This window comes from Streptomyces sp. NPDC006798, assembly GCF_040635975.1.
In the GTDB taxonomy this organism is placed as follows: Bacteria; Actinomycetota; Actinomycetes; order Streptomycetales; family Streptomycetaceae; genus Streptomyces.
Genome location: NZ_JBEYIS010000030.1, coordinates 76,385 through 99,085 on the forward strand (window position 1 = coordinate 76,385; position 22,701 = coordinate 99,085).

The window sequence follows — 22,701 nt, forward strand, 5'->3', positions numbered from 1 at the left end:
GGCCCCATCACCCGATCCGGTGATGGGGCCGGATGCGTACGACTAACGTGGAAGGGGTAGGCCAGGATGCCCTCCATGGGAGGAACGATGACCGCTGAGCCGCTTCCCGGGGCCGATCTGCCGACGGGACCCACCGAGGTGACCGAACCGGGAACGCGCTGGCCTGTTCCGCCCCAAGAGGGCTGGACCGTGGACGATCTGCTGACGCTCCCCGACCTCCCGCCGCATACGGAGTTGATCGACGGGCGCCTGGTCTTCGTGAGTCCGCAGCGCTATTTCCACAGTGTGGCGATCGACCTGCTGGTCACCGGTCTGCGTGCGGCGGGGCCGCGCAGTTGGAGGGCCGTCCGTGAGATGACCGTGGTTCTCGATCGCCGTAATGCTCCCGAGCCGGATGTACTGGTGGTACGAGCCGAGGCGGTGACCGGTCCGAAGGCGACGAGGTTCGCTGCGGACGACGTCCTGCTGGCGGTCGAGGTCCTGTCGCCCGACTCTCGGGCGCGGGACACGGAGGCGAAGCCGCGGAAGTACGCCGCCGCCGGTATCGCGCACTTCTGGTTGGTCGACAGCACAGGCGACGGCTCCCGGCCAGTCGTCCGTGTCTACGAGCTGGATCCGGTCACCAAGGCGTACACGCTCTCCGGTATCCACCACGACAGGCTGAAGCTGGACAGCCCCTTCGCCCTCGATCTGGACCTGACCGCGCTCGACGACCTCATGTAGTCGTCGACTAGGAGTTGTACGCGCTCTGCGCCCGCTCCAGGCCCTCCGTGACCAGGGACTCCACCGCGTCCGCCGCGCGGTCGGTGAAGTAGTCGAGTTCCTTGCGCTCCGTGGCGGAGAAGTCCTTGAGGACGAAGTCGGCGACCGGCTGGCGGCCCGGGGGGCGGCCGATGCCGAAGCGGACCCGGTGGTAGTCGGGGCCCATCGACTTGGTGATCGACTTCAGACCGTTGTGACCGTTGTCGCCGCCGCCGAGCTTCAGCCGCAGGACGCCGTAGTCGATGTCCAGCTCGTCGTGGATCGCCACCACATGGTCGAGCGGGATCTTGTAGAAGTCGCGGAGCGCCGTCACCGGGCCGCCCGAGAGGTTCATGTACGACATCGGCTTCGCCAGCACCACCCGGCGGCTGCCGGGGCCGGGGACGCCCAGCCTGCCCTCCACGATCTGGGCCTGGGCCTTCTGGGCGCGCTTGAAGGAGCCGCCGATCCGGCCGGCCAGCAGGTCGGCGACCATGAAGCCGACATTGTGGCGGTTGGCCGCGTAGCCGGGGCCCGGGTTGCCCAGGCCCACGATCAGCCAGGGGGCGGTGGCGTCGGTCGTCATGGGGTGATCTCTCTCCGTGCGGATTCCGTGAGGAGGGGGCGGGCGGGGACACGGGCCGGAAACACGGCGCCGCCCGCGCCCGGGAAGGGGCGCGGGCGGCGGCGTACGGCGGAAAGGCGCCGGGGGCGTGCTTACGCCTCCGCGGCCTCGTCGCCCTCGGCACCCTCGGCGGCGGGCTCCTCGGCCTGGGCGGCCAGGACCTGGAGGACGACCGTGTCCTCTTCGACGGCCAGGGTCACGCCGGACGGCAGCGCGATGTCCTTGGCGAGGACGGAGGCACCGGCCTCCAGGCCCTCGACGGAGACCGTGAGGGCCTCGGGGATGTGGGTGGCCTCGGCCTCGACCGGCAGCGCGTTCAGGACGTGCTCCAGCAGGTTGCCACCGGCGGCCAGCTCGCCCTCGGCGTTCACCGGGATGTCGACGTTGACCTTCTCGCCGCGCTTGACCAGCAGCAGGTCGACGTGCTCGATGAAGCCCTTCAGCGGGTCGCGCTGCACGGCCTTCGGGATGGCCAGCTCGCCCTTGCCCTCGATGTCCAGGGACAGCAGGACGTTCGGGGTACGGAGCGCGAGCTGAAGCTCGTGGCCCGGGAGGGTCAGGTGGACCGGGTCGGTGCCGTGGCCGTACAGCACACCGGGAACACGGTTCTCACGGCGGACACGGCGGGCGGCGCCCTTGCCGAACTCGCTGCGGAGACCGGCGGAGATCTTCACCTCGGACATATGCACTCCTCGTACATCAGACGGATCGATGGTCACCCGGCCGTGAACGGCCTGCTACGCCTGATGCGAAGAGCGCGTCGATAACGGACCGCCGCACCCGATGGTGCGGCCTCCCTCGCCGAGCAACCCCAGCAGTCTACGTGAAAGGGCCGCGGGCTCCGAAACGGAGCCCGCGGCCCTTCACTCACCGCTCAGGGGCGGATGCCGGTCAGCCCTGCTCCTCGAAGAGGCTGGTGACCGAGCCGTCCTCGAAGACCTCACGGACCGCGCGGGCGATCGTCGGCGCCATCGACAGCACCGTGATCTTGTCCAGCTCCAGGTCACCCGGGGTCGGCAGGGTGTTGGTCAGGACGAACTCACTCACCTTGGAGTTCTTCAGCCGGTCCGCCGCCGGGCCGGAGAGCACCCCGTGCGTGGCCGTCACGATGACGTCCTCGGCCCCGTTGGCGTAGAGCGCGTCCGCCGCGGCGCAGATCGTGCCACCGGTGTCGATCATGTCGTCGACCAGGACACAGACCCGGCCCTCGACATTGCCGACGACCTCGTGGACGGTCACCTGGTTGGCGACGTCCTTGTCCCGGCGCTTGTGGACGATGGCCAGCGGCGCGCCCAGCCGGTCGCACCAGCGGTCGGCGACCCGGACCCGGCCCGCGTCGGGGGAGACCACGGTCAGCTTCGCCGGGTCGACCTTCGCGGCCACGTAGTCCGCCAGGATCGGCAGGGCGAACAGGTGGTCGACCGGGCCGTCGAAGAAGCCCTGGATCTGGTCGGTGTGCAGATCGACCGTGAGAATCCGGTCCGCGCCGGCGGTCTTCATCAGATCGGCGATCAGCCGGGCGGAGATGGGCTCCCGGCCGCGGTGCTTCTTGTCCTGGCGGGCATAGCCGTAGAACGGCACGATCACGGTGATGCTCCGGGCGGAGGCCCGCTTCAGAGCGTCGATCATGATCAGCTGTTCCATGACCCACTTGTTGATGGGAGCCGTGTGGCTCTGCATCAAGAAGCAGTCGGCACCGCGCGCGGACTCCTGGAAACGGACGTAGATCTCGCCGTTCGCGAAGTCGAAGGCCTTGGTCGGCACCAGGCCGACACCCAGTTGATGCGCGACTTCCTCGGCCAGCTCGGGGTGGGCGCGGCCGGAGAAGAGCATGAGCTTCTTCTCGCCGGTCGTCTTGATCCCGGTCACAGCACTGTCTCCTCAGAGGGTGTTCTCTGGCCGCGGGCATGGGGAATCGCGAGCCAGCCGAATGTGTGCACGTATCACGGTACGCCGTCTTTGGCGCACCTGTTTCCGGTCAGTTCTCGCCGGACGCCTTGTCGGTCGCCGCGGCGGCGGCCTGCGCGGCGGCGCTCCCGGGCCGCTTGCGGGCCACCCAGCCCTCGATATTCCGCTGCTGGCCCCGGGCGACGGCCAGTGAACCGGCCGGTACGTCCTTGGTGATGACCGAACCGGCCGCCGTGTAGGCGCCGTCCCCGACCGTGACCGGAGCCACAAACATGTTGTCCGAACCGGTCTTGCAGTGGGAGCCGATCGTGGTGTGGTGCTTTGCCTCTCCGTCGTAGTTCACAAAGACACTGGCCGCGCCGATATTGGTGAAATCGCCGATCGTCGCGTCACCGACATACGACAGATGGGGGACCTTCGTCCCCTCGCCCACGCTGGCGTTCTTCATCTCGACATATGTTCCGGCCTTGGCCTTCTTCCCCAGCCTGGTGCCGGGACGCAGATAGGCGAACGGGCCTACGGAGGCGCCCTCGCCGATCTCCGCCGAGTCCGCCACCGTGTTGTCCACCCGGGCGCCGGGGCCCACCACGGTGTCCCTCAGCCGGGTGTTCGGACCCACCTCGGCGCCTTCGGCGAGACGGGTGAGACCGAGGAGCTGGGTCCCCGGGTGAATGATCGCGTCCGGCTCGAAAGTGACGGTCGCGTCGACCAGGACGGACGCCGGGTCCACCACCGTCACCCCCGCCATCATCGCGCGCTCCAGCAGCCGGATGTTCAGCAGCCGGCGGGCCTCCGCGAGCTGCACCCGGTTGTTGATCCCCAGGATCTCCCGGTGGTCGCCCGCGACACAGGCGCCCACGCGATGCCCGGCCTCCCGCAGGATGCCCAGGACGTCCGTCAGATACTCCTCGCCCTGGCTGTTGTCCGTCCGCACCTTCCCGAGGGCGTCCGCCAGCAGCTGGCCGTCGAAGGCGAAGACCCCGGAGTTGATCTCCCGGATCGCCCGCTGCCCGTCCGTGGCGTCCTTGTGCTCCACGATCGCGGTGACCGCGCCGGTCCCGGCGTCCCGCACGATCCGGCCGTAGCCGGTGGAGTCCGGCACCTCGGCCGTGAGCACGGTCACGGCGTTGCCGTCGCCCGCGTGGGTCGCGGCCAGCTCGGTCAGCGTCTCGCCGGAGAGCAGCGGGGTGTCTCCGCAGACCACGACGACCGTGCCGGAGACGCTCTGCCCCAGCTCGTCGAGGGCGATCCGGACGGCGTGCCCGGTGCCGTTCTGCTCGGCCTGGAAAGCGGTGCGAGTACCGGCGTACCGCTCCGTTAGATGGCCCCTGACCTGGTCGGCGGCGTGGCCCACGACCACGACCAGATGCTCCGGATCCAGTTCGCGCGCCGCGGTGACGACATGTCCGACGAGGGACCGTCCGGAGATCTCATGGAGGACCTTGGGGGTCTTGGACTTCATGCGGGTGCCCTCACCCGCTGCGAGAACGACGACGGCGGCCGGGCGATTGGCACTCACGGGTCTGCCCTTCGGCTTCGAGTGGTGGACATCCGAAGGATACCGGGGTGTCTGACCAGGCAAATGACCAGGGAATCGGGCGGGGGAGCGGTAGGGCTCGGGGGTGGCGTGGATCACCGAAGGGGTGGGGCGGGGTGGGACGGGACGGGGGCGTGTGGGTGGAGAAACGATTCGGGCCCCGACCGGAAAACGGTCGGGACCCGAATCGGGCGGCCGGGCCGCCCCACAGCTCCCAGGGAAGGAATCGAACCCTCATTCAATGGACCAAAACCATTTGTCCTGCCATTAGACGACCTGGGATGGCATGTCCGAGGTGATCCGAGGTGAGAGGTCTCACGACCGGGGGTCACCGGGACAGCCCCTACTATGCCGTACCGCCCGCCTCCGCCGCGACGGTGTACGAGCCGGATCCGTGGCGGGTACGGGCCGGTGCGGTACGGGGGCGGTGCGAGGCGGTGGCGTACGGGCGGCGGGGCCTCCCGGTTCGGGCCCGGTCCGTGCATGGTTCGTACGTCGCCCGCGCGCCGCCCGTACGCCGTTCGTACGTCGTCCCTGCGCGGGCGCTTCCCGGCGTTCGGCGGAGCGTCACCGGGCCGTCACCCGGGCCCGGAACAGCGGCGCGATACCGCTGAATCGCGGGAAACACCCCGAGTGTTCCGCGCCCGCCGCCCGTAGGGTGGACGGCATGACCACAACGGGGGCACACCAGGAAGCCACGGGCACCGCGCCCCGCTCCTGGCTGTGGTGGGGACGGCGGCGAAGCGTCGCACTGGACGTCGGGCTGGGGATCGCCTCGGCCCTGGAATGCGCTCTGGAGGGCTGGCGCTTCGCGGAACGCACCGCGACGCCCATCGCCCTCGGAGTACTGCTCGGGCTCGTCGGCGGGGCGACACTCGTCCTGCGCCGGCGCTGGCCCATTGCGGTCGTCCTCGTCGGAATCGCGATCACACCCGCCGAGATGGGCTATCTGCTCACCATCGTCGGCCTCTACTCGCTCGCCGCGTCCGAAGTACCGCGGCGGATCACCGCGACACTCACCGGAATGTCGCTGGTGGCGACCTTCATCGTCTCCTATGTACAGATGGAGCAGGACGTCCGGGACGCGCCGGAGGACTTCGGCGACCCCGGGGCCTGGTTCGTCCCCGCGATGTCCGCGTTCGTCGCCATCGGGCTCGCCCTGCCGCCGGTCCTCTTCGGCCTCTACATAGGCGCCAGGCGGAGGCTCATGGAGAGCCTGCGGGAACGGGCCGACAGCCTGGAAGCCGAACTGTCCCTCCTCGCCGACCGGGCCGAGGAACGCGCCGAATGGGCCCGAACCGAGGAACGCACCCGGATCGCCCGCGAAATGCACGACGTCGTCGCCCACCGGGTCAGCCTCATGGTCGTCCACGCCGCCGCCCTCCAGGCCGTCGCGCTCAAGGACCCCCCGAAGGCCGTCAAGAACGCGGCCCTCGTCGGAGACATGGGGCGCCAGGCACTGACCGAACTCCGCGAGATGCTCGGCGTCCTCCGCTCCGGCGACGGCGACCGGCGGGCGGCGTCGCCCGTACCGCTAGCGGCCGTGGGCGCCGCGGCCGCCGCTGCCGCCGCGGCGGCAGCCGGGGCCGACGGCGACGGGCCCTGCCTCGCCGACCTGGAGACCCTCGTCGGCCAGTCCCGGCAGGCGGGCATGGTCGTCGAATACGCCGTCCACGGCGAGGCCCGCGACTATCCGCCGGAGGTCGAGCAGACCGCGTACCGGGTCGTCCAGGAAGCCCTGACCAACGTCCACAAGCACGCGGCGGGCGCCAAGGTCCAGGTCCGCCTCGCGCACCGGGACGCGGAGGTCGCCATGCAGGTCGAGAACGGGGCCCCCGACGCGGCGGGCGGCGGCGCGCACGACGCGGACCTCCCCAGCGGCGGCAACGGCCTCGTCGGCATGCGGGAGCGGGTCCAGGCGCTGGGCGGCGTCTTCGTCTCGGGCCCGACGGAGGCGGGCGGCTTCCGCGTCTCCGCGGTCCTCCCGGCGGGGTAGCCGGTGTGAGGTTTCCCGCCTGGTACGGGGCCGTTCGCGCCTTGCGCCCCGGGTGCCTGGTGCTGGAGGCCCCGCCTGGTGCGGGGCTGTTCGCGCCTCAGTCGCCGGCGGGGCGGGGGGCGCCTCCCGCTGTGGGGTTTCTGGTGCTGGAGGCCCTTTGTTCGCGGGTTCCTCGCGGCGGCGAGGTTGCTTGCGCCTCAGGCGCCGGCGGGGCTGAGGGAGGTGTGACCGTTGCTCCGGCGGTATGCGGGCGGTCTTGTGCGGCGTCGGGAGGGTCGGTGGCCTCCGGGCTCGCCTCCTCACGGACGGCGGAAGTGAGGGTCCTGTTTAGGAGACCCGTTCTTCTCCGCCGTCCTCCCCCAAAGCTGCCTTTGGGGGGACCCCCAGGGGGCGACCCCGCACCCCCCGACCACGCCGACTGGTCATGTCTCCTGGGGCTGGAGCCCGTCCCGGGGAGGGAAGGGTGCCACTTGATGTGGTTGGTCCACCTGCTGGCCGGTGGCTGGTTGCCCGCGCAGGTAGATCCGACACTCTGGGAACTACCCGGTACGGGCCGAACCCGCAGGTCAGAAGGGGTGGCCATGGCTACCGCTACCGTCCCCGCGCACTCTCGCAAGGCACCGGTAACACCCACCAAAGGCGTTGGACGCACGCCGAGCGGGAAACTTCCGCTCCCCCGCACCGGCATGGAAGACACCATTTCAACGGGGACGTGCCCGTGCCACGGGCGCCCCCAGGTAGACCTACTGCTGCGGAAGTCCAAGGTGGTCCGCGAGGGTGAGCGGGCTCTCAGCATCCGGGACCAGGAGGACCGGGGCCGACACTGGGCCGAAGAGAACGGCTACTGCGTCCGCAAGATCTGGAAAGAGAACCTGTCGGCCTGGTCGGACATCGAGCGGCCGAAGTACGACGCGGCCATGGCTGCTGTCCTCGCTGGTGAGGTGCCGTGCCTGTGGGTGTTCGCGCTCGACCGGTTCTCCCGCAAGGGCGCGGAAGCGGTCGTGCCGATCCTCGGCAAGGCACGCGTGATCTTCGACTACGAGCGGCTCGACTCCATGGACGAGCGGGACCGCCGGTGGATCATCGACCGTGCCGAGAACGCCCGCGAGCAATCGCAGCGGTTGAGCTACAACGTGCGGCGGACCAAGGGGACGCAGCGGCGCGAGGGCCGTTGGCTCGGGCGGGCACCCTTCGGCCTGAGGGTCGACCCCGCCACCCGGAAACTGCTCCCGAACCGCACCCCGTACCTGTGCCTGGTCGGGGGACAGCGGGAGGTAACCCCGTGGGAAGTCGTCGTCCGGATCTTCACCGAGATCAGTAAGGGCGTCTCGTCCCGCGCGTTGTCCCGTGCGTTCAACGCCGAGGGGCTGCGGACGCCGATGGGGGCGATGTGGCGGGCGGACTCCATCCGGGCCATCGTGATCCACCCGGTGTACGAGGGGTGGCTGACGCACTCCCCGGGCGGAAAGTCCCACACCGACCGGGTCCCGTTCCTGAACGAGAAGGGCGAGAAGGTCCGCGTCGTCACCGATGCCGTACTGCCCGACATGATCCCCGCCGCTCTTGCCGCGCGGGCACGGCGCGTCATGTCCGGGAACCAGATCCCCGCCATGGTCACCGCGTCCCGCGCCGTACGGCAGGGCCGGACCACCCACCCTCTGTCCCGGCGTCTGCGCTGCGCGTCATGCGGCGGGTACATGAGCCTGGACGGCCGTTCCTACGTCTGCGGGCGGCACCACGACGGACGGGAGGCGTGCCCCGCCCCGGCCATGGTGAGCCGTACCGCACTTGAGGCGTACGTGGTCCGGGAATGGTCCGAGCGGCTGCACCTGGCCGACGCACACGACCCCCTCTTGGTCGCCGTCGCCGAACGGTGGCAGGCCCTACGACAGCCGGACGAGAGCCAGGAACTCGCCGACGCACGCGCCGAAGTACAGGCAGCCAAAGCAGCGCTCGACCGATGGCACCACGATGACCGGGCAGGGTTCTACACCGGACGCTCAGCCAAGTACCGCATCCCCCACAAGACCACGGCAGAACGGCGCCTGGACACAGCGGAGGAACGCCTCACCCAGCTTGCCGGACCGGACAGGGTGGACCTGTCCCTGCTCGTCAACGGACAGGCGCACGAAATGTGGGAAGGAGCGGACCCGGTCATGCGCCGCGATCTGCTCGGACTCGCCATCGACACCGTGACGGTCCGCAAGGCACCCGGTCCCGGACACCGGTTCAACGGAGACGCCCGGGTCACCTTCGGATGGGCCGAACCCGAAGACACCGAGGCTGCCGACTACGGGCAAGCCGCGTAGCCGCTCGACCCGCCCCGGTACGCTCGGCCGTAGTCCGTGCCGACATGGGTGCGCGGATCAGGTGCGGTCCCCGGTAACGGGGCGTGTTACGGCCGTACCGCCCTGAGAACCCCCGATGGTCCCTGCGATCGTCGGGGGTTCTGTCGTGCCCGCATACGGGGCCCGGAGTGTCCTCGCCACGCTCGCTGGCTCGCCCTTGGTGCCGCGCTGCCCCTTCAGCGGGGCGAGAGCGTGTCGAGGTGACGACTTTTACCTGTTTTCTAGGTGACATAAGAAAACCTATAGAAAACCTGGAACGGCCCCAAAGTCGTCACCTCGACACCCTCTCGCTCTGGATCCGGGAAACATCCGCTCCCCTGTAGGGGCAGCAGGGAAGTTCGGACAACGGTCCCGAGGCCGCTGGAAACCTTCGCTCCCCTGTACAGAGTGAGCCCGGGGTTACCGCACACCCGCCCAACACGGGGGACACACGGTGGTCCGAGTACCCCGGGCCTCTTCTAGCTCTGCCCGTGCAGCACGCACCCGTACGGGGTGGCCGCAGTGGTCGTGTGGCAGAGCGCAGGGCCTTGTTACCGGCTGAAGAACCACGTGCCTCCGGAGCCTATGGCAGTGGTCAGGGCGATGAGCCAACCCGGGATGCGTTGCACCGTTACATGCACGCCTCCAAAGCGGAGTTCAAGCACAGGTCGGTTCTCCATCTCAGACGCCATCGGTACCTCTCATGTGTCGGTGGCCGCCATCCCACACCATCTTTCGGCTCCGAGTTTTCACAAAAGGTGAAAATCGTTGGGAGGGGGGAGCATGCCGAAACAACCCCGCCACCCCTGCACCATCCCCGGGTGCCCAGCGTTGACCCCCCGTGGTGGCCGCTGCCCGGAGCACCAGCGGGAAGCGGACCGGGCCCGTGCGGCTGGTGGTCGGACGTACGACACCCGTTGGCAGCGGACGCGGAGCGCGTACCTCTACGCGAACCCGTGGTGTGTCCTCTGCTCGGCCGCTGCAACGGTCGCCGATCACTTCCCGCTCAGTCGGCGCGAGCTGGTCGAGCGGGGCGAGCTGAACCCGCACGCGCCGAAGCATCTACGGCCGTTGTGCGCGCCGTGCCATGGCCGCGAGACAGCTCGGCACCAGCCCGGCGGTTGGGCTGCTGAACGGCGCTCAGAACGCGACTCAGAGGGGCGTCCGCCGTTCTGATGCGGGTGGCCCCCCGGGCGGGGTCCCCCTGCCCCTTGCCCAAAAGATCGACAGGGAGGGAAGAAACCCTCGCCGGGGCTGAAGGCGTTCTTGGAATCCCGGACAACGAGAGAGCGAGGCCGTATGGCAGACCGATACAGACCCAAACCCGCCCTCCAGCGGGCACGAGAAGGGAACCCGTCGAAATCGGCGATCACGGAAGGAGTGGTGGTCCCGCGCGCCATCCTGGCAGAACCGGACTGGGTTGAAGTCTTCCGGTTCTCACCCGATACCGCCGTCGAGTCCGCGAACGTCCGCTGCCGTGATGTGGCGTCGCAGGAATGGCGGCGCCTTGTTCCCGTTCTGGAAGTCGCGGCGGGTATCGGAGAGATCGACCACACCACCGTGAAAGACCTGTGCGTCTGCGTGGCACGCATCGACCAGGCCGAGCGGGACCTTTCCGAACGCGGGCTCATGGTGACCGCAGAACGCGGAACGGTGAAGAACGGGGCCGCGACGATCGCGGGGCAGTACCGGACGCAACTCGCACGCTACATCCGCGAACTGGGGCTCTCGCCGAGTTCCCGCGCGGCACTCAGCCCGCCCGAATTCGATGACGACGATGACGACATCTTCGACTGAACACCCCCGACAGCAAGACACAATCCAAAGGAGAAAATCATGGCACTGACCCTTGCCGAGTCCGCGAAGCTCACTACCGATGAACTTCAGCGGGGAGTCATCGAGACTTTCGTTCAGGAATCCCCGATCCTTGACCGTCTCCCGCTGATCACCTTTGAAGGCTCCGCCTTCGCCTACAACGAGGAATCCACCCTCCCCGGTGTCTCGTTCCGGGCCGTGAACGAGGCATACCCGGAAAGCACCGGAACGCTGAACCAGCGGATAGAGACGCTGGCCATTCTCGGTGGCGATTCGGATGTCGACCGGTTCATTGTCAAGACCCGGGGGAACCTGAACGATCAGCGGACGATACAGACCACGATGAAGATCAAGGCCGCTTCCATGCATTTCTCTGACCAGTTCTTCAACGGAGACACGATGGTGAACCCCAAGGGGTTCGACGGCTTGCGGAAGCGGCTCACCGGCCGCCAGGTCATCGACGCGAAGACAGTCGGCCCGATCGCCAACGGGCACGAGTTCTTCGACGCGCTGGACCGGCTCGCCGCATCCGTACGCGGCATCAACGGGTCGAACGGCGCCCTCTACATGAACGGCGAGCTGATCGCCCGGATCCGTTCCGGGTTCCGCCGGCTCGGCGGCGGCGAACTCCTCATGAGCGACATCGAGGGCAAGCGCACCACGACATGGAACGGCATCCCGCTCCTCGACGCCGGACAGAAGCTGGACGGCACCGATGTTCTCCCGCTCACCACCGGGACCACCGGAAAGGAAACCGGAGACATCTACGCCGTCCGCTTCGGCACCACCGAGGCAGACGCAGCCGTCACCGGCCTGACAAACGGCGGCATCCAGGCAACTGACCTCGGCGAAGCACACGACAAGCCCGTGTACCGGACCCGGGTCGAGTTCTACTGCGGCATCGCCGTCTTCGGCGGGAAGGGCGCCGCGCGCCTGATGAACGTACTGAACGGCTGACACAGAACTGACCCGTACCCCGCGTTCGCTGCCCTCCGAGGCGGCGGGCGCGGGGCTTTCTGCGGTCCGGGTCCGGACGCGAGAGAGCCCCGCCCGGTCAGTCACCGAACGGAGCCCTCGTGGTGCGTGCGGAGCCTCAGCCCACGTCTGCGTGGTGGCGTTACAGCTTGACGGACCGGGCGAGGGTGACCAGCCCGGCGAAGGCCGACGCGGACACCATCAGAACCGGGCCGTTCTCCCGCTTGGAGTCCCGCACGGGGACGGTGCCGGTAGCGGACGCAACGGCAGGCGCCCACTCGATGCACTCACCGTGGGGGTCGCTGTAAGACGACTTGATCCAGGTGGCGGCCGGGGCCGCGAACTGGGGGTTCATAGGGTGTACTCCTTGTGGATCTCTCGAAAGCGGGCGATAGATGCATCCTGCCCCAGGGCTTCCGCTCGCGAGCGATCGAAGGTAGCCAACGCGGTCTTCACAACTTGGGCTGCCTCTATCGGGCGGCCACCCTGGGGCCCCTCAACATGGAGCACGGTAGGTGCCCGCTCAAAGGTGAGCAACGTAAAAGCCGCCGCCGACGCCGGTACCACACCAAACGGGATGAGTTGGAAGGTGATGTTCGGGGCTTCCGTCACGCTCATCAAATGCTCTAACTGACGTGCCATCACTTCCCGGGATCCCGCCACGGTACGCAGAGATGCTTCACATAGGACCATCCACATGTCCGGCGGGGAGTCTCGCCTCAGGACCTCTTGCCGCCGCATCCGCGCCTTCAGGCGAGCCTCAAGGGCAGAGGCTGACAACCGAGGGGCCCCGGCGCGGTAAACGGCACGGGCATACTCCGGCGTCTGGAAGAGTCCCGGAACGAACAAGGTTGAGTAGGTGAAGATCCCCGCCGCCTTGCGCTCCTTGTTGGTGTACGGCTCGAACCAAGTCGGGTCGTCCCCATCGATGGCGCGCTGACGCTGTCGCGTCAGCATCGTGCCCGTGCCAAAGACGCGGTCACACCCCATGGCGAACTTCTCGCTTGGCGCGAGCTTGGCGTTCTCGACCTTGGACACGTACGCCCCGCTGCAACCGACCGCCGAGCCAAGCCCCCGGACGGTCATCTTGCGTGTCACGCGTAGCTCTCGAAGGTCAATCCCGAACTGCTCAACAGGAGTTAACGGGTAGTGCTCATCGTTGTGTTCCATGACCCTGACCTCTGATCTTCACTCTTCCAGCCGGATCGAACGCCGTTCTACTTGTTACCGCAATGCAGGAAACAACGCAGCGTTCAGGGCTAGTTGTGCTCATCTGGTCACGCACCGAAACCCCTAAGCGGCGAGGAGGTAGCCGGATGGGCAACAGTCACCAGTTCAGCAACGCGGGACGGCGCGCCTTACCCCTCAGCACCGGCCCCTTGCCGACACGGGTCCCCGCACTGCCGCGCGCCGAGCGACGCGCACGAACCCAAGTCCACCTTGACCGCCACACCCCGAAGCTCCGCCGCCTTGAGCACCTGGGCGCTCTCGCGGCGGATCGGCAGGCGAACCGGTGACGGGCGGGGGTGGTGCCGAACGGGCGCCGTCATCCGGTCTGGAGCCGGTACCCCACCCTGAGTGCCGTATCTGCTTCGCGGCGGACCGGGGCCGGAAGTGGACCCGCTACACCACAACCCGGGCCCGCTTCACCACGATCATCAACCAGCACCCGCACCGCCGGTCGACGGACGATCGGCGCGTCTGGTGAACGGCCAGTCGCCTACCCCCGAACCGCCCGCGTCGGTCTTCGACTGGCCACCGTGCCAGTGCGGCCAGGACACGTGCCCCGAGCGCCGGAGCGAACCGGCGGACTCCGCCCCTTCCGGCGACGACCGGTCACACAGTCCCGTAATAGAGCGAATTCGAACCCAACTGGCGGCGGCTAACCGGCGCGCGGGAGGTTTGCTATGAAGCCTGTGAAACCCAGGATCATTCCCTGTGGCATCTGCGACGACTTGTTCGCCGAACTGCAACGGGCGGAGGAGCGCGGAGATGAGACCCGGGCGATCGACTGCCGTGTGCTCCTGCGTCGACATCCGCAGCACGACAGCATCCCCGTGGAGTACCAGGAGGCGACGCCATGAAGCGGCACTTCCGTCATATTGACTGGACGCTGAAGGAAGTTCCCTCCGCAGACGTGCGCGTCCACGTCGTGTGCGTTTCCGGAATTCCGCAGTGCACGGAAGAGCTTCCCCGGAGCCCCGACCCGGTTACCCGGGAAGACGCGGATGCGTGGAAGCTTTCCCACTTCACGGCCACTGGGCATCGGCGCTTCGAGGAACTGTCTTCTCGCGTCGTCCAGTGGGATCCGGACGACGACGTTGACCCACGCACCATTCTGGGTGTGACGACGTGAAGAAGTTATGGAGCCGATTGCCCGAAGGGTTCCGCGCGCGTGCCGTTGCCGGTGTCTTTTTCGCCTCGTATGCCGGTGCGGGATTCGCACTCGTTGTGCTGATCCTCAGCGGCTGAAAGTGTCCGCCCCCTGAATACCCGCCCACCTCCCTAACGGGTTCATCAGGGGGGCGGCAACCGGTCCGCCCGCCCCCTTCCGGACAGCAACGGGCGGGCGGACCACTCCAGACCCTCCCGGTCCAACACCGGGAGGTTAGGGGGTGCGTGCGGCGCCCCCGGCCCCGGTCGCCTCTTCCTCCCCCACGTTGGCGACCGGGGCCACCCGCACCAGCCGCCGCGAAAGAGGGACATGGAGAAGAAGGCATTCCGAGTGCTCGGAATCGTGACCCGCCCCGACAAGTCAGACCATGGAGTCCTCGAAACCGTCAATGCCGAGACCCCCGCAGAAGCTGCGGAAATGGCCAGGCAGCGTATGAGAGAGGCACACCCGGACTGCGGCGTGTACGCCTATTTTGCAACACCTGTTGACCAGTGGACGTAGGGACACGGCACATGGAGAGCGCGCAGGAAAAGGCGGAACTCTTGAAGCGGTTCGCACTCATGCACAAAGAAGAAGTAATCAAGCGGTACAGGGGTGGTGATTCCCTGTACAAACTCTCAAGAGAGTACTCCGTTAACGCAAAATGGCTCAGGAGTTACTTAATCGAATGGGGCGTCAAGGTGCGGACCTATGTCGAGGCTCAAAAACTGAGGCAGGGAGTACCGATGCCGCCATACAGGCGACGGAAGCGCAGCTAAAGCTTGAGCCGGAACTCACCGGTTCAAGACCATCGGAAGTTTGGGGATTCCCGATGGCGCTGGGCCCTCTCGCGTCGACGCTTGGCGCTCAGCGGAGAGGATGAGGCACGGCCGTGCCGATGCCCCGTCCGGATGCCGATACCGGGCGGGGCATTCACACCCCAACTCGCACCGTGCTACGGTCCGTTACTCACAACAAAACAAAGTGGCCCCACCAGGGTTCGGAGTGCTGGTAACACTCCGCTGGCGGGGCCGGACGACACCCGATCTGAGGAGATCTGTCGCCGTGCGCCACTCTATCGCGCGCGCCGTTCTGGCGTGCCTTCGCACCCTGCTGTCCCTGTGCCTGCCCGCGAGGGGCCGACACCGCTCGACACCCAAGTGCCAGCGCATCAACGCCCCGAAGCGGATCACAGTGGACCTTGCGGGGCTGAAGGACCCTTTCGAGCGCACCCCCGGACACGCACCAGGACACCCGCCGATCCCCCCGTACCGCCCCCGGTTCGTAGAACTTGCCGAGCGGTTCAAAGCGGAGCGATGGGAAGAGACACAACAGCAGGAACGGCGACTCGCGGCAGCAGCAGCGACCACAGATGCCGAGTACCCGTACAGCTACCCCGACGCGCTGATGGTCCCCGCCACGGTCGCCGAAATGGGGGTGTCGGCATGACCGCCGCGACTCAGACCGGAACCCCGGAAGAGGGCTTCACCGCCGTCTGTGTCCACTGCAAGCGCATCTCCGCAGGGGCAGTGGTCGTCGGCTCCATCGAACGCGCGAGTGGCCCCCCGCTGGTCCAGTACGCGTGCCCCGACTGCGCCCCCAAGCACGGCGCGGAGCCGACCCCGTACGACGTGATCCACTAGCAGTTCCCAGGCAGCAGAACGCCCCGCCCAGCCATCGCGCCGGGCGGGGCTTTTCTACGTCTGACCTGCTGCTTTTCGACCTACCAGGGTGTAGGGTCTGCGCAGTTCCCCGCGCCCCTGACGGGGCCCGTCCTCCTTACGTGGTCGGCGAGGGGGAGAGCATTTAGGGGCGCGGGGAACTGCGCGAACGGCCACGGGCGGGCCGCAGGCCGCCGACAACATCAGGTCGCCGGGCGCGGCCCGGGTTGTGGCGCTCACCCGGAGGGCCAAGGTGCTGAAGGTCCCCGATTGCCGGAGGCACGCGGCGCGCGGGCGGAACACCACCAGGGCCGGGAACCCCTAGCGGGAGGCGGTGAGGCGGTGGGGGGTGCGGCCGAGGAGGAGGTGGGTGAGGGCCGCGTCGAGGGTCGCGCCCACGTACCAGTCGCCCGTGTGGTCGACGCTGAACACCCGGCCCGCCGTGTCGATCGCGAGCACCGCCTGGTCGTCGCCTTCGACGCCGAGGGGCGCCAGCTCCGTGTCGAGGGCGCGGCCGAGGTCCGCGAGGGTGCGGGCGAGGTGGAGCCCGTACAGCGGGTCTATTCGCAGTTCGGGCGGTGCGATCTGGCGCCCGGCTTCGAGTGCCGTGACGCGGAGTCCGCCGAATTCCGCCCAGCTCTCGACGGCCGCGGGGAAGACCGTGTGCCGGTGTCCGCCGGGTGAGGTGTGGGCGCGGAGTATGTCGGCCCAGTGCTCGGCGAGTTTGATGTCCCAGCGGCCGGGCCGCCAGCCCGCTTCGCGGAGGGCGGCGTCGACGCCGACGGGGAAGCGGGTGGTGCTGAGGTTGTCGGGGTTGGAGGGGGTGGAAGGTGTGGAGGACATGGGGATGCGGTCAGCCGTTCTCGGGTGCGCCGGGGTCGACGGCGCGGACGCCGAAGTGGTCGAGCATGGCGGTACAGGAGCGGCAGGGCGGCGCGTAGCCGCCGTGCAGCGGGTCGCCGTCCTCCCGGATCCGGCGGGCCGTCAGTTTGGCGCCTTTCAGGGCGCGTTTGGCCTCGCCGTAGGTCATGGGTCGGCGCTGGGCCCGTCTGGAGCGGTTGCCGTCGGCGGTGGTGAGGTGCCGGGAGAGGACGAGGGCTTCGGCGCAGCGGCCGGTGAACCGTTCGCGGTCGCCGCTGGTGAGGGTGGCGAGGAAGTCCTGGACGAGGGGGTGGAGGGCCGGTGGCCGGTCGGCTTTGGCGGCGGTGGAGGTGTGGACGGTTCCGCGCACGGAGAGCGCCGCCGCGACTGTCGGCAGGATGCCGTCGCGGCGGTGGCCGAGCGTCGGCGGGCGTATCGCCTCGTCGCTGCTCCAGCTGAGACGGGGATCACCCGTGTCGCTCTGTGTACGTGGTTGCGCTGTGTGCATGGTGCTGTTGTCCCCTCCCCTGCACTCCCCCCGGGCGGGAACAGCCTGCCAAACGCTGTGCTTTCTGGGGAAGCTGGGGCGAAAAAACGTGTCTTCCCGTCGGCGTTCGGTCACTCGGTCGTGACACTTGGTGAGCATCGACGCCCGGCCGGGGGAGCCCGGGAAGGGGCGTACGAATACGGGGCGCGGCGGCGCGGACACGGGGCGCTCCGGCGGCGCGCGGGCCCGGTTCGGGCGGGGAAAGGCCTGGGCGACGGCGCTCACCCCACCGCATAGGCTGTCCCGAACAGTCAGTAGCCAGCAGGGGGCAGAACCCATGACGACAGGTCGGCAGGGGCTGGGAGCCCCGCCTCCCGGTGCCGGTGTCCAGCCGCCCGCCGGGCCGCCGAACGCGGCCTACGCCGGTCAGGTCGTGCACTTCCCGGATCCGGTCCGGGCCGCCCGCCACCCCCGTGGGGTGCGGGTGGACGCCGACGGCTACCCGGACTTCTCGCCGTACGCCCGCGCCGCCGCCGAGATCGCCGAGCCGCCCGAGGGCTTCGGTATCGACGAACTGCGGCTCACGGACTACGTCTCGGCCAACGCCGCCCTGCACGCCGACGGCCACGAGCTGTGGGAGTCCCTGCCCCCGGTCGCCACTCCGCACGGCTGGACCTGGCACCACGTCCGGGGCGCCCGCCGGATGGAGTTGGTCCCGGTGGAGGTGAAGGCCCTGCTGCGGCATCACGGCGGTCTCGCCACCGCCGCGGCCGACCAGGGCAAACGCGGTACCCGCCCGCTTCAGGAGGCCCGGCCCGCCCATATCGGGCTGCCCCGGCGGGGTCTTGCGGTCACCGAGCCGCAGCTTCTCGGGGTGGAGGAGGACCTCGGCTATCGGCTGCCCGGCGCCTACCGCGACTTCCTGAAGGCCGCGGGCGGCTGCGCGCCGGTCGGCGCCGCGCTCGATCCCCGGCTGGGGCTGCTGGTGGACCAGCCGTTCTTCACGGTCCGGGACGAGGCCGCCGTCGACGACCTGGTCTATGCCAACAAGTGTCTGCGCGACCATCTCACCAAGGACTATCTGGGCGTCGGTTATGTCCAGGGCGGCCTGCTGGCGGTGAAGGTCCGGGGCGGTTCGACCGGTTCCGTCTGGTTCTGTTCCTATGACGACGCCCGGGACCGGGACGGCTGGTCCGCCCAGGAGCGGGCGGAGGCCCTGCTGCTGCCCTGCGGCGACGACTTCGACGACTTCCTCGGGCGGCTGGCGGGCAATCCGCCGGAGCTGGACACCGTGGCGGGGCTGATGGTCGAGGGCGGCTTCGCCCGTCCCGTACCCGTGACCGACGCGCCGGATGGGGAGTGACGCGACGATGGTGACTTTCGCGCAGGCGCAGGAGCGCGCCGAGGAGTGGATCAACGGCGAGCTGCCCGCGTACCAGCATCGTGAGGTGCGGGTCCGGGAGTTCGGCCTGGGGTTCGTGGTGTGGGCGGAGGACCGCGAGGGCGGTGTCCGGTCCGGCGGCGGTACGCAGCGGCTGGTGATCGCCCGCGACGGCGGCGAGGCCACGCTCTGGCCGGGGCTGCCGGTGGGCGAGGTGATCCGGCGGTACGAGGAGGAGTACGGCGGCTCCGCCGGTGCCCCGGCGCCCGCCGCGCCCGAGAAGCCGAAGCGGATCGACCTCCATCAGACGTCGTTCCTGATCACTCCGCCCGAATGGCTCCAGGAGGCGGCGAACCGGCGGGGCGACGAAGCCGATGCCGATACGGACGGCGCCGGGCCGCAGGACGCGGCTCCGGCCGCCGCTTCCGAGGACGCCGTACCGAGGGATGCCGTACCGCCGCGTGACGCCGAACCGGAGGACGCGCCTCCGGCCGATGCGGAGCGCGCCGACGGCGCCTGGCCCACACCCAGCCACGGTACGGCCGCCGGGGTCGACGACGGCTCCGTACCGCTGCCCGTGACCGTGCTCGAAGCGCCTGCCGCCAGGGGGCCGGTAGCGGCGGACGCCGATCTGCCGACCGCGTTGATGGACGGCGGCAGCCAGTTGCCGCCGACGGCCGTGGAGGGCGCGCTGCGCCCCGCGCCCGCGACGCCCGTACCCACCCCGCCGCAGGCGTCGGCACCCGTGGCGCCCCCGCAGGGCGCGACCCCGCCGCCGTTCGCCCCGCCCGCGCCGACGCCCCCGCCGCCGGTCGGCGCGACGCCCCCGCCCGCCTCGCCCCCGCCGGTGACGGCCACCCCGCCGTCCGGGGCCGCCGACATCGCCGACGCGGCCACCGCGAAGGCCCCGCCGCCGCGCAGGCCCGCCCCGCCGGCCGGTGCGGCGACCCCGCCGCCGCCCGGACCGCCCGCGCCTCCCGGCGGGACCGGCGGAATCGGCTACGTACCGACGCAACTCGTCTCCCAGGTCGGCCCCGAGCCCACCCCGGCACCCGGCCCGCCCGCGCCCCCCGGCCCGCCCGGACCCCCGAGCCCGCCGAACCAGGTGCACCACGCGGCGACCATGCTCGCCGGACCCAACCCGCTCGGCCCCGGCGCGCCCCCGCCCCCCGGCGCCACGCCCCCGCCGCCGGGACCCCCCGGCGTACCCGCGTCCGGTGGCGTACCGCGCCCCAACTCCGGTCCGCCCGCCCCGCCCGGACCCCCGCCGCCGGTCGGCGGGCCCGGGGCACCGGCCGGGTACGGCTACCCCCAGCAGTCGGGCGTGCCCACCGTCGGCCCCGGCTACCAGGCCGTACTGCGCTACCGCGCGCCCGACGGCTCCGAGGCGCAGATCATCCGCCGCAGCGCACCCGGCACACCCCACCCCGAGTGGCAGATCTTCCACGAGCTGCGGGCCATGAACATCCCCTCCGACCAGGTGCTGGGCCTCCACACCGAACTGGAGTCGTGCGACCTGCCCGGCGGTTACTGCGCCCGGATGATCCGCGAGCAGTGGCCGCAGGCGCGGATCACCAGCATCGCGCCGTACGGCCGCGACCACGCCGGACGCCAGGACGGCATGCGGCAGCTCATCACCCACCAGGGCGAGCTGCACCAGGTCGCCGACGGGCCCGCCAGGCCCGCCCCGGTCCGGGTACCGCTGCCGCAGGTCCAGCCCGCGCCGCCGGTGCCGCCGCAGGGCGTGGCGCAGGAACTCCTCAACGCCTTCGGGCCGCAGGGCATCCTCCGCTTCGACCAGCGGGCCGTCTCCCGGCAGGGCGTCCCGGACGTGGTCGCCGCCACCCTCGTCTACGCCGGGCTGCCCGGGGACTTCAACCCGTTCTTCTGGGCCCAGCCCGCGCAGCCCGTGATCCCGACCCTGGCCGAACTCGCCGCCCAGCGGCAGGTCCGGGCCGCCGCCGACGCCTCCTCGTACCTGGTCGTCGGCAGCGACTTCGGCCGGGCGATCTGTGTGCAGTACGGCACCGCGAACATCGTCGCCGTCCCCGTCGAAGCCGGCCCCGGCGGGGCTCCCACGACCCCGCAGTTCGTCAATACCGGGCTGCCGGAGTTCCTGCGCTGTCTGGCCCTGCTCGGCCAGATGTGGCGACTGCGGTACGGGCTCACACCCGAGCAGGCGGGCCGCTGGACCGCCGACTTCCAGGGCTATCTCGCCGCCCTCGACCCGGCGGCGCTGGCCTCGCCGGAGAGCTGGTGGTCCGTACTCCTCGAACAGATGTGGGACGGGCTGCTGTAACTGCTTCGCAGGACACCCCGGGGCGTCGGTTCGGAAGAACCGGCGCCCCGTTCGTCTGCTTTTTCAGGTGCTAACCAGGTGTGTCGCCCACCGGTCGCTTCCTCCGCATCACGGATGATATGAGCACTGTTCGTCATGTCATCCGGTCATGGAAGACGAAGGGGCCCGCGAGATGACCGTCGCCGCAGCACCCGAACCGACCGCCGCCGACCCCGGGCCCGACCCGTCGGCCGAGCTGCCCACGGCGCTTCCCGGCCCCGATGGGACGTCCGGCCCCGAATCCGGCTTCACCGTCGTACGCCGCGGCTACCGCGCCGACCAGGTCCACGACCGGCTCGCCGCACTCTCCCGCGAACGCGACCAGGCATGGGAACGGGCCGCCAGACTCACCGTCCTCGCCAAAGAGATGACGGCCGAGGCCGCCCGGCTGAAGGAAGCGGTCCAAGGGCTCGGACCCCAGACGTACGAATCCCTCGGCACCCCCGCCCGCCAGCTCCTCGCCACCGCCTGGGAGACCGCCGACCACATCCGCACCAGCGCCCGCGACGGCGCCCGCGACGACGCCGCCCTCGCCGACACCGAGGCCCGGCGGCTCACCGCCGAATCGGGCGCGGCGGCCGGCGCGGCTCTCGCCGACGCCGAGGAACACACCCGGCGCCTGGTCACCTCCGCCCGGGTCGCGGGCGGCCGCCTCCTCATGGACGCCCGCCGCGACGCGAGCGCCTACCGCGCCGAGGCCACCGTCGTCTGGGACGGCATGCGACGCCGCGCCGAGGACATGCTCGCCGCCCTGGAATCCGAACAGGCCGCCCGCTGGGCCGAGGTCGAACGCGACGCGGAACGCCGGACCCGCGCGGCGGACGAACTCCGGGCGGGCGCGGAAGGACGCGCCGAGGCGCTGCTGCGGGAAGCCGAACGGGAGATGACCGCGGCGGAGGAACACACCCGCCGCGTCGACGAGGCCGCCGCCGCCCGAGCCGAGACGGTCCTCGCGGGCGCGCGCGAGGAGGCGGAGGCGGTGGCGCGCGAAACGGACCGCGTGCTGGAGACACATGCGGCGGCCCGCGCGGAGACGATGGCGCCGCTCCAGCTCCTCCACGACTCCCTCCAGCCGGACGAGTCCCCTTGACCGGGAGCCCCACACGCTCCTGAAACCGCGCCGCGCCCGGCGCCCTGATGCTGTCGGCCCTCTGCGGCCCGTTGGTGGCTTGTCTCGCAGTTCCCCGAGCCCCTGGATCCCCCGCTTGCCGCCCTCGCGATGAGGGCGCCCTCCGGGCGGGATAGGTAGTGCCTCCTCCGGAGGAGTTCCGACCGCGGACCGTCGTGGGCCGTTCGCGCAGTTCCGCCCCCTATGCCTTCGGCAATGGGGGGACCCCCAGCGCCTTGGCCCTCCGGGTGAGCTCCACGACCCGGGCAGGCCCGGCGACTAATTCTTGTTTGCGGTCTGCGGTCTGCGGTCTGCGGACCGTGGCCGGCTGGTCGCGCAGTTCCCCCGCGCCCCTGAACACCTCCCCCTCGCCGCCCTCGTAAAGGGGGACGGGTCCCGTCAGGGGCGCGGGGAACTGCGCGGGCAACCCTCCACCGGGCAGCGGGTGGACCACCAACCCCAGGCGGCACCCTCCCCTCCCCCGGGACGGGCTCCAGCCCCGAGCGGCATGTGCGGTCGGCGTGGTCGGGGGGTGCGGGGTCGCCCCCTGGGGGTCCCCCCAAAGGC

Annotated in this window: 19 protein-coding genes and 1 tRNA gene; 11 read left to right on the plus strand and 9 right to left on the minus strand. The window is 70.0% G+C overall.

Annotated features, from left to right (window positions below; translation table 11 throughout):
- Nucleotides 1-87: 87 nt before the first annotated feature.
- A complete protein-coding gene (locus ABZ714_RS21220; RefSeq protein ID WP_358826821.1) occupies nucleotides 88-723 on the plus strand; it encodes a Uma2 family endonuclease in 636 nt (211 codons plus the stop codon).
- Nucleotides 724-730: 7 nt separating this feature from the next.
- Here the strand turns inward: ABZ714_RS21220 and pth are convergent, their stop codons facing one another.
- From pth to ABZ714_RS21245, 5 genes are all read right to left on the minus strand, one after another.
- The gene (gene pth / locus ABZ714_RS21225) at nucleotides 731-1,327 is read right to left on the minus strand and encodes an aminoacyl-tRNA hydrolase (RefSeq protein ID WP_358826822.1); all 597 of its coding nucleotides are present in this window, start codon (nucleotides 1,325-1,327) and stop codon (nucleotides 731-733) included.
- 131 nt (nucleotides 1,328-1,458) lie between these two features.
- A complete protein-coding gene (locus tag ABZ714_RS21230; protein ID WP_358826823.1) occupies nucleotides 1,459-2,049 on the minus strand; it encodes a 50S ribosomal protein L25/general stress protein Ctc in 591 nt (196 codons plus the stop codon).
- 208 nt (nucleotides 2,050-2,257) lie between these two features.
- The gene (locus ABZ714_RS21235) at nucleotides 2,258-3,235 is read right to left on the minus strand and encodes a ribose-phosphate diphosphokinase (RefSeq protein WP_358826824.1); all 978 of its coding nucleotides are present in this window, start codon (nucleotides 3,233-3,235) and stop codon (nucleotides 2,258-2,260) included.
- Between the two features lie 109 nt (nucleotides 3,236-3,344).
- Nucleotides 3,345-4,793 carry a bifunctional UDP-N-acetylglucosamine diphosphorylase/glucosamine-1-phosphate N-acetyltransferase GlmU gene (glmU, locus tag ABZ714_RS21240; RefSeq protein WP_358826825.1) on the minus strand — a complete coding sequence of 483 codons (1,449 nt, stop codon included), beginning with the start codon at nucleotides 4,791-4,793 and terminating at the stop codon, nucleotides 3,345-3,347.
- Between the two features lie 229 nt (nucleotides 4,794-5,022).
- A tRNA-Gln gene (locus ABZ714_RS21245) sits at nucleotides 5,023-5,093 on the minus strand.
- A 385-nt stretch (nucleotides 5,094-5,478) separates the two neighbouring features.
- Between ABZ714_RS21245 and ABZ714_RS21250 the strand changes: the two genes are divergently transcribed.
- The 4 genes from ABZ714_RS21250 to ABZ714_RS21265 all read left to right on the plus strand — a co-directional run bounded on the left by ABZ714_RS21250 (nucleotide 5,479) and on the right by ABZ714_RS21265 (nucleotide 11,906).
- Entirely contained in the window at nucleotides 5,479-6,807 is a 1,329-nt protein-coding gene (locus ABZ714_RS21250; protein WP_358826826.1) for a histidine kinase, read from the plus strand.
- Between the two features lie 764 nt (nucleotides 6,808-7,571).
- On the plus strand, nucleotides 7,572-9,116 hold the full coding sequence (locus tag ABZ714_RS21255) for a recombinase family protein (protein WP_358826827.1): 1,545 nt from the start codon (nucleotides 7,572-7,574) through the stop codon (nucleotides 9,114-9,116).
- Between the two features lie 1,317 nt (nucleotides 9,117-10,433).
- Nucleotides 10,434-10,931, plus strand: a complete 498-nt coding sequence (locus ABZ714_RS21260; protein WP_358826828.1) for a phage terminase small subunit P27 family — start codon at nucleotides 10,434-10,436, stop codon at nucleotides 10,929-10,931.
- Nucleotides 10,932-10,970: 39 nt separating this feature from the next.
- Nucleotides 10,971-11,906 (plus strand): major capsid protein, encoded by a 936-nt coding sequence (locus ABZ714_RS21265; RefSeq protein WP_358826829.1) that lies wholly within the window; start codon nucleotides 10,971-10,973, stop codon nucleotides 11,904-11,906.
- A 160-nt stretch (nucleotides 11,907-12,066) separates the two neighbouring features.
- Here the strand turns inward: ABZ714_RS21265 and ABZ714_RS21270 are convergent, their stop codons facing one another.
- Together ABZ714_RS21270 and ABZ714_RS21275 are read right to left on the minus strand one after the other, a co-directional pair.
- Nucleotides 12,067-12,279 carry a DUF397 domain-containing protein gene (locus tag ABZ714_RS21270; protein ID WP_358826830.1) on the minus strand — a complete coding sequence of 71 codons (213 nt, stop codon included), beginning with the start codon at nucleotides 12,277-12,279 and terminating at the stop codon, nucleotides 12,067-12,069.
- Nucleotides 12,276-13,094, minus strand: coding sequence for a helix-turn-helix transcriptional regulator (locus ABZ714_RS21275; protein WP_358826831.1), 819 nt, complete (start codon nucleotides 13,092-13,094; stop codon nucleotides 12,276-12,278). Before ABZ714_RS21275 ends, ABZ714_RS21270 begins: the two co-directional genes overlap by 4 nt.
- A gap of 910 nt (nucleotides 13,095-14,004) precedes the next feature.
- Between ABZ714_RS21275 and ABZ714_RS21280 the strand changes: the two genes are divergently transcribed.
- The 3 genes from ABZ714_RS21280 (at nucleotide 14,005) to ABZ714_RS21290 (ending at nucleotide 15,941) form a co-directional block, all read left to right on the plus strand.
- The gene (locus ABZ714_RS21280) at nucleotides 14,005-14,280 is read left to right on the plus strand and encodes a hypothetical protein (RefSeq protein ID WP_358826832.1); all 276 of its coding nucleotides are present in this window, start codon (nucleotides 14,005-14,007) and stop codon (nucleotides 14,278-14,280) included.
- Between the two features lie 348 nt (nucleotides 14,281-14,628).
- Nucleotides 14,629-14,820 (plus strand): hypothetical protein, encoded by a 192-nt coding sequence (locus ABZ714_RS21285; protein WP_358826833.1) that lies wholly within the window; start codon nucleotides 14,629-14,631, stop codon nucleotides 14,818-14,820.
- 923 nt (nucleotides 14,821-15,743) lie between these two features.
- Complete coding sequence (locus ABZ714_RS21290; protein ID WP_358826834.1) at nucleotides 15,744-15,941, plus strand: hypothetical protein; 198 nt, start codon at nucleotides 15,744-15,746, stop codon at nucleotides 15,939-15,941.
- Nucleotides 15,942-16,280: 339 nt separating this feature from the next.
- Here ABZ714_RS21290 and ABZ714_RS21295 read toward each other — a convergent pair whose 3' ends face one another.
- Both ABZ714_RS21295 and ABZ714_RS21300 read right to left on the minus strand, forming a co-directional pair.
- Nucleotides 16,281-16,802, minus strand: coding sequence for an SUKH-3 domain-containing protein (locus tag ABZ714_RS21295; RefSeq protein ID WP_358826835.1), 522 nt, complete (start codon nucleotides 16,800-16,802; stop codon nucleotides 16,281-16,283).
- 10 nt (nucleotides 16,803-16,812) lie between these two features.
- Nucleotides 16,813-17,328, minus strand: coding sequence for a YwqJ-related putative deaminase (locus ABZ714_RS21300; protein WP_358826836.1), 516 nt, complete (start codon nucleotides 17,326-17,328; stop codon nucleotides 16,813-16,815).
- A gap of 316 nt (nucleotides 17,329-17,644) precedes the next feature.
- On the opposite strand from ABZ714_RS21300, the gene ABZ714_RS21305 reads away from it, so the two are divergent.
- The 3 genes from ABZ714_RS21305 to ABZ714_RS21315 all read left to right on the plus strand — a co-directional run bounded on the left by ABZ714_RS21305 (nucleotide 17,645) and on the right by ABZ714_RS21315 (nucleotide 22,116).
- A complete protein-coding gene (locus ABZ714_RS21305) occupies nucleotides 17,645-18,670 on the plus strand; it encodes an SMI1/KNR4 family protein (RefSeq protein WP_358826837.1) in 1,026 nt (341 codons plus the stop codon).
- Nucleotides 18,671-18,677: 7 nt separating this feature from the next.
- The gene (locus ABZ714_RS21310; RefSeq protein WP_358826838.1) at nucleotides 18,678-20,987 is read left to right on the plus strand and encodes an SUKH-4 family immunity protein; all 2,310 of its coding nucleotides are present in this window, start codon (nucleotides 18,678-18,680) and stop codon (nucleotides 20,985-20,987) included.
- A gap of 148 nt (nucleotides 20,988-21,135) precedes the next feature.
- On the plus strand, nucleotides 21,136-22,116 hold the full coding sequence (locus ABZ714_RS21315) for a cellulose-binding protein (RefSeq protein ID WP_358826839.1): 981 nt from the start codon (nucleotides 21,136-21,138) through the stop codon (nucleotides 22,114-22,116).
- Nucleotides 22,117-22,701 lie beyond the last annotated feature (585 nt).